9 protein-coding genes are annotated in these 13,277 nt (G+C 58.4%); 3 read left to right on the top strand and 6 right to left on the bottom strand.

Features of this window, described 5'->3' with window-relative positions:
• Positions 1 to 91: 91 nt before the first annotated feature.
• Positions 92 to 916 (top strand): co-chaperone DjlA, encoded by an 825-nt coding sequence (gene djlA / locus V6944_RS12285; RefSeq protein ID WP_185668590.1) that lies wholly within the window; start codon positions 92 to 94, stop codon positions 914 to 916.
• A gap of 100 nt (positions 917 to 1,016) precedes the next feature.
• Here djlA and rluA read toward each other — a convergent pair whose 3' ends face one another.
• The 6 genes from rluA to araB all read right to left on the bottom strand — a co-directional run bounded on the left by rluA (position 1,017) and on the right by araB (position 11,190).
• Positions 1,017 to 1,676, bottom strand: a complete 660-nt coding sequence (gene rluA, locus V6944_RS12280; RefSeq protein WP_185668589.1) for a bifunctional tRNA pseudouridine(32) synthase/23S rRNA pseudouridine(746) synthase RluA — start codon at positions 1,674 to 1,676, stop codon at positions 1,017 to 1,019.
• 11 nt (positions 1,677 to 1,687) lie between these two features.
• Positions 1,688 to 4,594, bottom strand: a complete 2,907-nt coding sequence (gene rapA, locus V6944_RS12275) for an RNA polymerase-associated protein RapA (protein ID WP_333499151.1) — start codon at positions 4,592 to 4,594, stop codon at positions 1,688 to 1,690.
• A 132-nt stretch (positions 4,595 to 4,726) separates the two neighbouring features.
• Positions 4,727 to 7,096 (bottom strand): DNA polymerase II, encoded by a 2,370-nt coding sequence (gene polB / locus V6944_RS12270; protein WP_333499150.1) that lies wholly within the window; start codon positions 7,094 to 7,096, stop codon positions 4,727 to 4,729.
• A gap of 105 nt (positions 7,097 to 7,201) precedes the next feature.
• On the bottom strand, positions 7,202 to 7,897 hold the full coding sequence (gene araD / locus V6944_RS12265; protein ID WP_185668586.1) for an L-ribulose-5-phosphate 4-epimerase: 696 nt from the start codon (positions 7,895 to 7,897) through the stop codon (positions 7,202 to 7,204).
• Positions 7,898 to 7,969: 72 nt separating this feature from the next.
• Entirely contained in the window at positions 7,970 to 9,472 is a 1,503-nt protein-coding gene (gene araA, locus V6944_RS12260; protein ID WP_333499149.1) for an L-arabinose isomerase, read from the bottom strand.
• Positions 9,473 to 9,483: 11 nt separating this feature from the next.
• Positions 9,484 to 11,190, bottom strand: a complete 1,707-nt coding sequence (gene araB / locus V6944_RS12255; protein WP_333499148.1) for a ribulokinase — start codon at positions 11,188 to 11,190, stop codon at positions 9,484 to 9,486.
• Between the two features lie 338 nt (positions 11,191 to 11,528).
• Between araB and araC the strand changes: the two genes are divergently transcribed.
• Together araC and V6944_RS12245 are read left to right on the top strand one after the other, a co-directional pair.
• On the top strand, positions 11,529 to 12,374 hold the full coding sequence (gene araC / locus V6944_RS12250) for an arabinose operon transcriptional regulator AraC (protein ID WP_333499147.1): 846 nt from the start codon (positions 11,529 to 11,531) through the stop codon (positions 12,372 to 12,374).
• Positions 12,375 to 12,503: 129 nt separating this feature from the next.
• Positions 12,504 to 13,271 carry a DedA family protein gene (locus tag V6944_RS12245; RefSeq protein ID WP_333499146.1) on the top strand — a complete coding sequence of 256 codons (768 nt, stop codon included), beginning with the start codon at positions 12,504 to 12,506 and terminating at the stop codon, positions 13,269 to 13,271.
• Positions 13,272 to 13,277: the final 6 nt, after the last annotated feature.

The following is a 13,277-nucleotide window of genomic DNA, read 5'->3' as shown; positions in this document are numbered from 1 at the left end:
GCCCGTTCTTGCCAGAGGTGTTATGCACGGCATTGAATGACAGGTATGATAATGCATATTTTAGCCGCTGGCATGACGATTTGGGGAGTATATGCAGTATTGGGGAAAAGTGATTGGTGTGGCCGTCGCTCTGATGATGGGCGGAGGGTTCTGGGGCGTTGTCCTCGGGCTGCTCGTGGGCCACATGTTTGATAAGGCGCGCAGCCGTCGCATGAACTGGTTTGCCAATCAGCAGCAGCGTCAGTCGCTGTTTTTTGCCACCACCTTTGAAGTGATGGGCCACCTGACCAAATCGAAAGGTCGCGTCACCGAAGCAGATATTCATGTCGCCAGCCTGTTTATGGACCGGATGAATCTGCACGGTGAATCTCGTACCGCAGCGCAGCAGGCGTTTCGCGTTGGTAAAGCCGACAACTATCCGCTGCGCGAAAAAATGCGTCAGTTCCGTAGCGTCTGCTTCGGTCGTTTTGATCTTATTCGTATGTTCCTGGAGATTCAGATCCAGGCGGCCTTTGCCGACGGTTCTCTGCACCCGAACGAACGCGACGTGCTGTACGTCATTGCCGAAGAGTTGGGGATCTCCCACGCTCAGTTTGACCAGTTCCTGCGCATGATGCAGGGCGGCGCACAGTTTGGCGGCGGCTACCATCAGCAGTCTCAGGGCGGTCAGGGCGGCGGCTGGCAGCAGGCGCAGCGCGGCCCAACGCTTGAAGATGCGTGTAACGTGCTGGGCGTGAAGCCGAGCGACGATGCCACCACCATCAAACGCGCCTATCGTAAGCTGATGAGCGAACATCACCCGGATAAGCTGGTGGCCAAAGGGTTACCGCCGGAGATGATGGAGATGGCCAAGCAGAAGGCGCAGGAAATTCAGAAAGCGTACGAGCTAATAAAAGAACAGAAGGGATTTAAGTAAGGTGCATGAACCCGGGGTCGCTTGCGCTCGCCCGGGCTACATTCGTGCACATTTGTAGCCCGGGTGAGCGCAAGCGACCCCGGGAAAACACTGGCACAATCTAAAAATCGACCGGTGCCTTAAACGTCATGCTGTTGCCAAACTGCGGATGGGTAATGGTTAACGTCTCCGCATGCAGTTGCAAACGCGGCGCCATCGCTAACGCCTCGTCGTGCGCATAAAAGCGGTCGCCCAGAATCGGGTGACCCAGTGCCAGCATATGCACGCGCAGCTGGTGTGAACGCCCGGTAATGGGCTTGAGCTTCACCCGTGCGGTGTTATCTGGCGCATACTCCAGCACTTCATACTCCGTCTGCGCGGCCTTGCCGGTTTCATAACACACCTTCTGCTTCGGCCGGTTCGGCCAGTCGCAAATCAGCGGTAAATCCACCAGACCTTCCTGCGGCTGCGGGTGACCCCACACGCGCGCGACGTACTGCTTTTTCGGCTCGCGCTCGCGGAATTGGCGTTTCAGTTCTCTTTCTGCCGCTTTGGTCAGGGCGACGACGATCACGCCGCTGGTCGCCATATCGAGGCGGTGTACGGACTCCGCCTGCGGATAGTCGCGCTGTACGCGGGTCATGACGCTGTCTTTATGCTCTTCCTGGCGGCCCGGGACGGACAACAGGCCGCTGGGCTTGTTGACCACCATAATGTGCTCGTCCTGGTAGAGGATCACCAGCCACGGATCCCGTGGCGGATGGTAGTTTTCCATGCCCATAGCGGCTCCGATTACTGGTGAGTGACGACGATAAGACGCAGCGCGTCCAGACGCCATCCCGCCTGCGACAGGCTTTCCATCACCTGCTGGCGGTTGCTTTCAATCGCGGACAGTTCGTCGTCGCGGATGTTTGGGTTCACCGCTTTCAACGCTTCCAGACGCGACAGTTCCGCGCTGAGCTTCTCGTCCGCCTCTTCGCGCGCGGCGGTAATCAGCGCCTGAGCGGCTTGCTCAATCTGCGCTTCGCCTTTTTGCAGAATGGTATGTACGTCCTGCTGTACCGCATTCACCAGCTTGCTGCCGGTATGACGATTCACCGCGCTGAGCTGACGGTTGAAGGTCTCAAACTCAACCTGGGCGGCGAGGTTGGTGCCGTTCTTATCCAGCAGCATACGCACCGGCGTTGGCGGCAGGAAGCGGTTGAGCTGCAGCTGTTTTGGCGCTTGCGCTTCAACCACGTAAATCAGCTCGACCAGCAGCGTACCCACCGGCAGCGCTTTGTTCTTCAATAGGGAAATAGTGCTGCTGCCGGTATCACCGGAGAGGATCAGATCCAGGCCGTTGTGAATCAGCGGGTGCTCCCAGGTCAGGAACTGCGCGTCTTCGCGGGACAGCGCCACGTCACGCTCGAAGGTGACGGTACAACCATCTTCCGGCAGGCCCGGGAAGTCCGGCACCAGCATATGGTCGGACGGAGTCAGCACGATCAGGTGTTCGCCGCGGTCGTCCTGGTTAATACCGACGATATCAAACAGGTTCATCGCAAAGGCGATCAGGTTGGTGTCGTCATCCTGCTCTTCGATGCTTTCCGCCAGCGCCTGCGCTTTTTCACCGCCGTTGGAGTGGATCTCCAGCAGACGGTCACGGCCCTGTTCCAGCTGCGTTTTCAGCGCTTCGTGCTGTTCACGGCAGCTCTTAATGAGATCGTCGAAGCCGTCGCTATTTTCCGGCGCCGCAAGGTAGTTGATCAGTTGGTCATGCACGCTGTCGTAAATGGTACGGCCGGTCGGGCAGGTGTGTTCAAAGGCATCCAGACCTTCGTGGAACCAGCGAACCAGCACCGACTGGGCGGTTTTTTCCAGGTACGGCACGTGAATCTGAATATCGTGCGCCTGACCGATACGGTCCAGACGGCCGATACGCTGCTCCAGCAGATCCGGGTTGAACGGCAGGTCGAACATCACCAGGTTGCTGGCGAACTGGAAGTTACGGCCTTCAGAGCCGATTTCCGAGCACAGCAGCACCTGTGCGCCGCTGTCTTCTTCGCCGAACCAGGCGGCGGCACGGTCACGTTCGATAATCGACATGCCTTCGTGGAATACGGCGGCACGGATGCCTTCACGCTCGCGCAGAACCTGCTCCAGTTGCAGCGCGGTGGCGGCCTTGGCGCAGATCACCAGCACTTTCTGTGCGCGGTGGCTGGTCAGGTAGCCCATCAGCCATTCCACGCGCGGGTCGAAGTTCCACCAGGTGCCGGTGTCGCCTTCAAATTCCTGATAAATCTGCTCCGGGTAGAGCATGTCGCGGGCGCGTTCTTCTGCACTCTTACGGGCGCCCATAATGCCGGAGACTTTAATTGCCGTCTGATACTGCATCGGCAACGGCAGCTTGATGGTGTGCAGTTCGCGTTTCGGGAAGCCTTTCACGCCGTTACGGGTGTTACGGAACAGCACGCGGCTGGTGCCGTGGCGGTCCATCAGCATGCTGATCAGTTCCTGACGAGCGGCTTCTGCGCCGTCGCGATCGCTGTTAGCGGTCTGCAGCAGGGCTTCGATATCCTGCTCGCCAATCAGCTCACCCAGCATGTTCAGTTCATCGTTGCTGAGCTTGTTGCCCGCCAGCAGCAGGGCAACGGCATCGGCTACCGGGCGGTAGTTTTTCTGCTCTTCAACAAACTGCTCGAAATCGTGGAAGCGGTTTGGATCCAGCAGACGCAGACGCGCAAAGTGGCTTTCCATCCCCAGCTGTTCCGGGGTCGCCGTCAGCAGCAGTACACCAGGCACGCGTTCGGCGAGCTGTTCAATGGCTTGATATTCGCGGCTTGGCGCCTCTTCGCTCCACACCAGGTGGTGCGCTTCGTCGACCACCATGATATCCCACTCGGCTTCGCACAGGTTCTCCAGGCGCTGCTTGTTGCGGCGCACGAAATCCAGCGAGCAGATAACCAGCTGTTCGGTTTCAAACGGGTTGTAGGCATCGTGCTGGGCTTCGGCATAGCGTTCGTCGTCGAACAGCGCAAAGCGCAGGTTGAAGCGACGGAGCATTTCAACCAGCCACTGATGCTGCAGGGTTTCCGGGACGATGATCAGTACGCGCTGGGCGGCACCGGACAGCAGCTGTTGGTGCAGGATCATCCCGGCTTCGATGGTTTTACCTAAACCCACTTCGTCCGCCAGCAGGACGCGCGGCGCATGGCGACGGCCCACGTCATGGGCGATATTGAGCTGGTGCGGGATCAGGCTGGTGCGCTGGCCGCGCAGGCCGCTCCACGGCATGCGGTACTGTTCACTCTGGTATTTACGCGCGCGGTAGCGCAGAGCAAAGCGGTCCATACGGTCGATCTGCCCGGCAAAGAGACGGTCCTGCGGTTTGCTGAACACCAGTTTGCTGTCGAGCAGCACTTCGCGCATCATGACGCCGGTCTCTTCGGTGTCCTGGCGGGTGCCAATGTAGGCCAGCAGGCCATTTTCTTCGATAACTTCGTCAACGAGCAACTGCCAGCCTTCATGGCTTGTTATCGTGTCGCCGGGATTAAACATTACGCGGGTCACGGGGGAGTCGCTACGGGCATACAGACGATTCTCTCCGGTTGCCGGAAAGAGTAGGGTGACGGTGCGTGCATCCATTGCAACAACGGTACCAAGTCCCAGTTCGCTTTCTGTATCGCTGATCCAGCGTTGACCAAGTGTAAAAGGCATATGCGTTCGGCTCTATCTTTAATAAATTGCAGGCAATATTCATCCACCACCTTTGAAAGCAGGCGGCGAGTGAATTTGGTCCAGGAATGGAAAGGGCGCTATGGTACTGGATGGCGAGACGTTAGTCACCTGTCAAAATAGACCCAGTTGCCCTGTCACTATTGTAGCAAAATCATCGTCGACAAAGGGGAGAATTCCTTCGGCAACCGGCGCTAATTGTTTCGTCAGGTAGTGGTCGTAATCAAGCGGCGATTGCTGGTAGGCCACGGGTTCCGGGCCGTTGATGGTCCAGACGTAACGTATGCTGCCGCGCTGTTGATACTGCTGCGGGCGGCCTAACCGCACGTTGTGCTCATCGGCAAGGCGGGCGGCGCGTACGTGTGGTGGAATATTTTTCTGATATTCCGCCAGTGGGCGGCGCAGCTGCTTGCGGTAGACCAGCTGTTCATCGAGCTCGCCCGCCATCAGCTTATCGATGGTTTCAAGGATAAAGTCCCGGTACGGCTCATTGCGGAAAATGCGTAGGTAAAGCGCCTGCTGGAACTGCTGCGCCAGCGGCGTCCAGTCGGTACGTACCGTTTCCAGCCCTTTGTACAGCATCCGCTGCTCGCTGCCTTCCTGAATCATCCCCGCATAGCGCTTTTTACTGCCGGTATCGGCGCCGCGGATGGTCGGCATCAGGAAGCGGCAGAAGTGGGTTTCAAACTCCAGCTCCAGCGCGCTGGTCAGCCCTTTTTTCTGCAGTTCGTCGGCCCACCACTGGTTAACAAAATCGACCAGCGATCGGCCAATGGCCCCAGCTTCTTCTTCACCGTGTGCGCGTTTTAGCCAGACGAAGGTGGAGTCGGTGTCGCCGTAAATCACGTCGTAGCCCTGAGATTCAATTAACGCTTTGGTCTGGCGCATGATCGCGTGGCCGCGCATGGTGATCGACGACGCCAGCCGCGGATCGAAAAAGCGGCAGGCGCTGGTGCCCAGTACGCCATAGAAGGCATTCATAATGATCTTCAGCGCCTGCGACAGGGGTTTGTTCTTATGCAGTTTGGCTTCATCGCGGGCGTGCCAGATCTGGCTGACGATCCCCGGCAGACAGTGCTTGTCGCGGGAGAACCAGGCATCGAGGAAACCTTCGGTGCTGTGCTGCGTATCCGGGTGTGCCATGCCTTCAATCAGCCCAACCGGATCAATTAGAAACGAGCGGATAATTGACGGGTACAGGCTTTTGTAGTCCAGCACCAGCACGGAGTCGTACAGGCCAGGGCGCGAGTCCATCACGTAGCCGCCGGGGCTCGCCTGCGGCGGCACTTCGCCGAGATTGGGCGCGACGTAGCCGAGGCGGTGCATGCGGGGGAAATAGAGGTGGCTGAAGGCTGCCACCGAGCCGCCGTGCCGGTCAACCGCCAGCCCGTTGACCGTCGCACGTTCCAGTAAAAACGGCATGATCTCGGTTTTGTGGAAGATGCGCGTGACCAGCTCGCAGTCTTTGAGGTTATAGGTCGCTAACGCAGGCTTATCTTCGGCGAAACGGCGGTCAATTTCGTCCATTCTGTCCCACGGGTTATCGATGGCTTTGCCTTCGCCCAGCAGTTCCCGGGCGACGTTCTCCAGTGAAAACGAGGTAAAGCTCCAGAAAGCAGATTTCAGCGCGTCGATGCCGTCGATTATCAGGCGACCGGCAGCTTGTGCGAAGAACACGCCGTTCTTAAAGCCGTGCTCGCGCCACTCCAGCTCGCTGTTGCCGCGCCCAAGCAGCAGGGGCACCCGGTAGCGTTCGGCGCTCTTTTGCAGCACGCGCAGGTCGAACTGCACCACGTTCCAGCCAATCAGTACGTCCGGGTCGTGCTCAGCAAACCAGGTGTTGAGTTTTTCCAGCAGCAGCGGGCGGCTGGCGACATATTCAAGATGAAAATCCACCTGCGGCTGCTGCTCGGGCTCTGCTCCAAGCATATAGACGGTGCGTTGCCCGCAGCCCTCCAGGCCAATGCAGTAGAGCTCGCCGTGGCGGCTGGTTTCGATATCCAGCGACACCCACTTCAACGGCGGCCGGTACTCCGGGTTGGGCTTCATGCGCGCCTGGGTCAGTGCCGCACCGCGCGGCGTGCCTTCCACCCATACCGGCGCGGTAATAAAACGCTCCATCAGATAACGCTCTGGCGGGCGAATATCGGCTTCGTAGACGGTAATGCCGTTTTCTCGCAGCAGTTTTTCCAGCCGCATCAACTGGCGATGGGCGCGGCAGTAGAGGCCGAATACTGGCTGACGGTGAAAGTCTTTGAGCGTAAGCGGGGCCAGACGCAGGCCGTTTTCACCCTGCAGCAGGCGTTCCACCTGTGCGCGCTGGGCTTCGGGGATAAAGGCCACTGACTCCTGCGGCGGTAGCGTGACCTGCAGCGGGCCGTTATCGGTCGCCAGCCAGAAAGCCAGTTCGGTACCCTGCGGGGTATCCCGCCAGTGACGGGTAAGAAGAAAACCTGCTTGGGGCTGGGTCACGCGTGAACTCATCCATAAAAAAACCAGGCTTGATTATAGCCTGGTTTAAGGGGGAGTGCTGGTGGTTTATACAGGGGTTGCCGGTGAGATCCCGGAGTCGGCTGCGCCTCGTCCGGGCTACTGGCCGTAATAGGCTTTTGCCCCATGTTTGCGCAGATAGTGTTTATCCAGCAGCGTTTGCTGCATATCCGGCAACTGCGGTGCGAGCTGACGACAGAAGATGCCCATATAGGCAATCTCTTCTAGCACGATGGCGTTATGTACCGCGTCTTCGGCATTTTTTCCCCAGGCAAACGGGCCGTGGGAGTGCACCAGCACGCCGGGCATTTGCGCCGGGTCGATGTCATTCTCGCGGAAGGTTTCAACGATCACCGCGCCAGTTTCCCATTCGTAGTCGCCGTTGATCTCCGCATCGGTCATCAGGCGCGTGCAGGGCACCGAGCCGTAGAAATAGTCCGCGTGGGTGGTGCCGGTTGCCGGGATTGGCTGCCCGGCCTGCGCCCAGATGGTCGCGTGACGGGAGTGGGTATGGACAATGCCGCCGAGCGTGGGGAATGCCTGATACAGCAGGCGATGAGTCGGGGTGTCCGAGGACGGTTTTTTATTGCCTTCCACCACTTCACCGGTTGCCAGGCTCACTACCACCATATCCTCGGCGGTCATCACGCTGTAATCGACGCCGGAGGGTTTGATAACCAGTACGCCGCGCTCGCGGTCGACGGCGCTGACGTTGCCCCAGGTCAGGGTGACCAGATTGTGTTTTGGCAGCGCCAGGTTGGCTTCCAGCACCTGGCGTTTGAGATCTTCTAGCATGCTTTGCTCCGAGTCTGAATTTCCCTCACCCCGGCCCTCTCCCCTTGGGGAGAGGGTGAGGGGAAAATCGGCTTAACGTTTGAACCCGTAATACACTTCGTTCCAGCGCAGCGCGTCTTTGAACGCTGGCAGGTGGGTATCGTTGTCGATGACGGCAATTTCGATATCGTGCAGTTCAGCGAACTGGCGCATATCGTCCAGCGTCAGCGCGTGGCTGAACACGGTGTGGTGCGCGCCACCCGCCAGGATCCACGCTTCTGAGGCGGTTTCCAGATTCGGATGGGCTTTCCACAGCGCGTTGGCCACCGGCAGTTTCGGCAGGTCGTGCGGGGTTTTCACCGTTTCGATGGTGTTAACCAGCAGGCGATAGCGGTCGCCGAGGTCAATCAGGCTGGCGACAACGGCCGGGCCGGTCTGGGTGTTGAAGATAAGACGCGCAGGGTCCGCTTTACCGCCGATGCCCAGATGCTGTACATCAAGCAGCGGTTTTTCCGCCACGGCGATGGACGGGCATACTTCCAGCATGTGCGAACCGAGCACCAGGTCGTTACCGCCGTTGAAGTGGTAGGTGTAGTCTTCCATAAATGAGGTGCCGCCCTGTAGACCGGTCGACATCACTTTCATAATGCGAAGCAGGGCGGCAGTTTTCCAGTCGCCCTCGCCCGCAAAGCCGTAACCTTGCTGCATCAGGCGCTGCACGGCGAGACCAGGGAGTTGCTTCAGGCCGTGCAAATCTTCAAAGGTGGTGGTGAAGGCGTGGAAACCGCCTTCTTCCAGGAAGCGTTTCATCCCCAGTTCGATACGCGCGGCGTCCAGCACGTTCTGGCGTTTGTCGCCGTGGACTTGGGTGGCTGCGGTGAAGCGGTAGCTGCTTTCGTATTCGTCGACAAGCGCGCTGATTTCACCGTCGGTCACGGCGTTAACCACCTGCACCAGGTCGCCCACCGCCCAGGTATTGACGGAGAAACCGAACTTAATCTGCGCCGCCACTTTATCGCCGTCGGTTACCGCCACTTCACGCATGTTGTCGCCAAAGCGGCACACTTTCAGCTGACGGGTATCCTGTTTAGATACCGCCTGGCGCATCCAGGAGCCGATACGCTCGTGGGCACGTTTATCCTGCCAGTGGCCGGTCACCACGCTGTGCTGCTGACGCATGCGTGCGCCAATGAAGCCGAACTCGCGGCCGCCGTGCGCGGTCTGGTTCAGGTTCATAAAGTCCATATCAATGCTGTCCCACGGCAAAGATGCGTTGAACTGGGTATGGAACTGCAGCAGCGGTTTGTTGAGGATGGTCAGGCCGTTGATCCACATCTTCGCCGGAGAGAAGGTGTGCAGCCAGACGATCATCCCCGCGCACTTCTCATCGTAGTTTGCATCGCGGCAGATCGCGGTGATCTCATCCGGGCGCGTACCCAGCGGTTTCAGCACCAGTTTGCACGGCAGCTTAGCTTCGGTGTTTAAGGCTTTGACGACCTGCTCCGCGTTTTGCGTCACCTGGCGCAGCGTTTCCGCCCCGTACAGGTGTTGGCTACCAATGACAAACCACACTTCATAATTATCAAAAACGGTCATAGTCGTATCCTTTAATGAGTCAGGGCTGCCTGAGAGGCCGCGGATTTTTCCGAGGATGCAGCAGGGAGATAGTGTTGTTCGGCGCTCACGGCCCACTGCAGATAGCGCTGATAAAGCTCTTCAAAGCGCTGAGCCTGCTGTGGTCGCGGCTGTAAGGTGTGTTCGACACGGCTTGCCATTTGTTGCTGAGCCGCCGGAATATCGGTATGTACGCGTGCGGCAACGGCGGCAAAAATGGCCGCGCCCAGCGCACAGCATTGGTCAGAGGCCACAATTTGCAGCGGACGGTTCAGAACGTCGCAGCAGGCCTGCATGATGACGCGGTTTTTACGGGCGATGCCGCCTAATGCCATCACGTTGTTGACCGGAATACCCTGCTCGGTGAAGCACTCCATAATGGCGCGTGCACCAAAAGCGGTGGCGGCAATCAGCCCACCGAACAGCGCCGGGGCGTCGGTGGCGAGGTTCAAGTCGGTGATCACCCCTTTCAAACGCTGGTTGGCGTTCGGGGTACGGCGGCCATTAAACCAGTCGAGAACGACGGGGAGATGGTCGAGCGACGGGTTGTTAGCCCAGGCTTCGGTCAGGGCAGGCAGTAGCTGTTTCTGGCTGGCTTTGATCTGCGCTTTCAGTTCGGGGTGCTGCGCAGCAAGCTGTTCCAGCGGCCAGCCGAGCACGCGGCCAAACCAGGCGTAGATATCGCCGAAGGCGGACTGGCCTGCTTCCATGCCGATAAAGTTTGGTACCACGCTGCCGTCTACCTGGCCGCAGATGCCTTTTACCGTACGGCTGCCGACGCTGTTTTTGTCGGCAATTAAGATGTCGCAGGTTGAGGTGCCGATAACTTTCACCAGTGCATTGGGCTGTGCCCCTGCGCCAACGGCACCCATATGGCAATCGAACGCGCCGCCGGAGATAGCCACTTTGGTGGAAAGCCCCAGACGTTCGGCCCAGTCAGCGGTCAGGTTGCCGACCGGAACATCAGCCGTCCAGGTTTCGCTAAACATTGGGCACGGCAGGTGCTGATTCAGAATCGGGTCGAGCTCATCGAAGAATGCTGCCGGCGGCAGGCCGCCCCAGCTTTCATGCCACAGCGATTTATGCCCGGCGCTGCAGCGACCGCGGCGAATATCCTGCGGGCGAGTGGTGCCGGAGAGCAGCGCTGGAACCCAGTCGCACAGCTCAATCCACGAGGCGGCGGCCTGCGCAACGGCACTATCTTCGCGGGTGACGTGCAGGATTTTGGCCCAGAACCATTCGCTGGAATAGATGCCGCCAATATAGCGGGAGTAGTCTTCTTTACCAGGCTGGTGGCACAGGCGGGTGATGGCTTCCGCTTCTTCCACCGCCGTGTGGTCTTTCCACAGCACGAACATGGCGTTCGGGTTGTTGGCAAACTCCTCTTTGAGGGCCAACACGTTGCCGTCGGCATCAATAGGTGCAGGGGTTGAGCCGGTGCTGTCGACGCCAATACCGACCACATCGGCACGTTGTGTGCTAGAGAGTTCGGCCAGCACGCCTTTCAGCGCCGCTTCCATCGATTCAATATAGTCGCGCGGGTGGTGGCGAAAACGGTTATTTGGCGCGTCGCAGAAACGCCCTTCCTGCCAGCGTGGATACCATTCGACGCTGGTCGCGATCTCTTCACCCGTTGCGCAATCTACCGCCAGGGCGCGGACTGAGTCACTACCAAAATCGAGGCCAATTGCGATTGCCATCGTGTTACTCCATCTCAAAGAATACGTGATAGTGAAACAGTAGATATCCCCGCTAAAAACCGTCAGGCTGGAACCGCTAATCTTATGGATTATCTTGCTATGAGCAGTCAAAGTGTGACGCCGTGCAAATATTCAATGTGGACTTTTCTGCCGTCTTTATAGACACTTTAGTTGTTACCCTGAAGGGGGCTGGTTCGCGGGTTTGCTCTCTGAATGCCTTGTTCATCAAGGGGCGCCTGAAGCAAGGTCTACATTGTGCCTAAAGCATGCAGGGGATAACGCTAAAAAGCCGAATATGGATAATTGGTTTCTTCCGAGATAAGCGAGAGCGAGCAGATATGGCTGAAATGCAAAACGATCCCCTGCTACCGGGCTATTCATTTAACGCCCATCTGGTCGCGGGCTTAACGCCGATTGAAGCCGGTGGCTATCTGGATTTCTTTATTGACCGTCCGCTGGGCATGAAGGGGTTTATCCTCAACCTGACGGTGCGCGGTGAGGGGGTGATTGAAAACCAGGGCAAGCAGTTTGTCTGTCGCCAGGGTGATATGCTGCTGTTCCCGCCGGGTGAGATTCACCACTATGGCCGCCACCCTGATGCCACTGAGTGGTATCACCAATGGGTCTACTTCCGTCCGCGCGCCTACTGGCACGAGTGGCTCAACTGGCCGGCCATCGTCGCGCAGACCGGTTTTTATCGCCCGGATGAAGCGCATCAGGTGGAAATCTCTGAGCTGTTTGGCAAGATTATCGACGCCGGGCAGGGCATCGGGCGCTATTCTGAGCATCTGGCGATTAACCTGCTGGAGCAACTGCTGCTGCGCCGCATGGAAGCCATCAATGAATCGCTGCATCCGCCGATGGACAACCGCGTGCGCGATGCCTGCCAGTACATCAGTGACCACCTTGCCGACAGCCATTTTGATATCGCCAGCGTGGCGCAGCATGTATGCCTGTCGCCGTCGCGCCTATCGCACCTGTTCCGCCAGCAGCTTGGCGTGAGCGTACTGAGCTGGCGCGAGGATCAGCGCATCAGCCAGGCGAAGCTGCTGCTGAGCACCACGCGCATGCCTATCGCCACGGTAGGGCGCAACGTCGGTTTTGAGGATCAGCTCTATTTCTCCCGTGTATTTAAAAAATGCACCGGCGCGAGCCCCAGCGAATTCCGTGCAGGGTGTGAATAAAAAGTAAAGAAAAGGAAATGCGGTGTGTTGGTTTTTGTCTTTGCCAGTAAACTCTAAAGACAATTGAAGGCTTGACGATGGGGGAGACGCTCTGGAGAATCCCTGCTTCGTTTTCAAACCGGGCACACTATGCAAGCACTGCTGGAACACTTTATTACTCAGTCCACGACCTATTCGCTGATTGCGGTGGCGCTGGTCGCGTTTCTGGAATCTCTGGCGCTGGTAGGGCTGATATTGCCGGGGACCGTGATGATGGCCGGTTTGGGCGCGCTTATCGGCAGCGGCGAGGTGAATTTCTGGCAAGCATGGTTGGCGGGGATTATCGGGTGCCTGTTGGGCGATTGGATCTCTTTCTGGCTTGGCTGGCGCTTTAAAAAGCCGCTGCATCGCTGGTCATTTATGAAGAAAAACAAGGCGCTGCTGGATAAAACCGAGCATGCGCTGCATCAGCACAGCATGTTCACCATTCTGGTGGGGCGTTTTGTCGGCCCGACGCGGCCGCTGGTGCCGATGGTGGCCGGTATGCTTGACCTGCCGGTAGCAAAATTTATCACCCCCAATATTATTGGCTGCCTGCTCTGGCCGCCGCTCTACTTCCTGCCGGGCATTCTGGCCGGGGCGGCAATCGACATTCCTGCAGATGAGCACAGCGCGAGCTTTAAATGGCTGCTGCTGGCGGCGGCGCTGTTGTTATGGCTGGCGGCGTGGCTGTGCTGGCGTTTATGGCGCAGCGCAAAAGAGAATCACGATCGCCTGAGCGCGCTGTTAACGCGCCAGCGCCTGCTGTTGCTGGCACCGCTGGTGCTGGGCGTCGGCGTGGTGGCGCTGGTGAGCGTGATTCGTCACCCGCTGATGCCGGTGTATATCGAGATTTTGCGTAAGGTAGTGGGGCTGTAGTGTGCC

Origin of the sequence: Kluyvera sp. CHPC 1.2972, from assembly GCF_036759925.1 — a bacterium.
Classification (GTDB): Bacteria; Pseudomonadota; Gammaproteobacteria; order Enterobacterales; family Enterobacteriaceae; genus Kluyvera.
Note: the sequence above shows the minus strand (reverse complement) of the source record. Positions and strands in the feature narration are given on the sequence as shown.

Excerpts from the sequence above, each read along its gene's own strand:
- djlA (WP_185668590.1), top strand. The coding sequence starts at position 92 with ATGCAGTATTGGGGAAAAGTGATTGGTGTGGCCGTCGCTCTGATGATG.
- rluA (WP_185668589.1), bottom strand. The coding sequence starts at position 1,676 with ATGGGCATGGAAAACTACCATCCGCCACGGGATCCGTGGCTGGTGATC.
- rapA (WP_333499151.1), bottom strand. The coding sequence starts at position 4,594 with ATGCCTTTTACACTTGGTCAACGCTGGATCAGCGATACAGAAAGCGAA.
- polB (WP_333499150.1), bottom strand. The coding sequence starts at position 7,096 with ATGAGTTCACGCGTGACCCAGCCCCAAGCAGGTTTTCTTCTTACCCGT.
- araD (WP_185668586.1), bottom strand. The coding sequence starts at position 7,897 with ATGCTAGAAGATCTCAAACGCCAGGTGCTGGAAGCCAACCTGGCGCTG.
- araA (WP_333499149.1), bottom strand. The coding sequence starts at position 9,472 with ATGACCGTTTTTGATAATTATGAAGTGTGGTTTGTCATTGGTAGCCAA.
- araB (WP_333499148.1), bottom strand. The coding sequence starts at position 11,190 with ATGGCAATCGCAATTGGCCTCGATTTTGGTAGTGACTCAGTCCGCGCC.
- araC (WP_333499147.1), top strand. The coding sequence starts at position 11,529 with ATGGCTGAAATGCAAAACGATCCCCTGCTACCGGGCTATTCATTTAAC.
- V6944_RS12245 (WP_333499146.1), top strand. The coding sequence starts at position 12,504 with ATGCAAGCACTGCTGGAACACTTTATTACTCAGTCCACGACCTATTCG.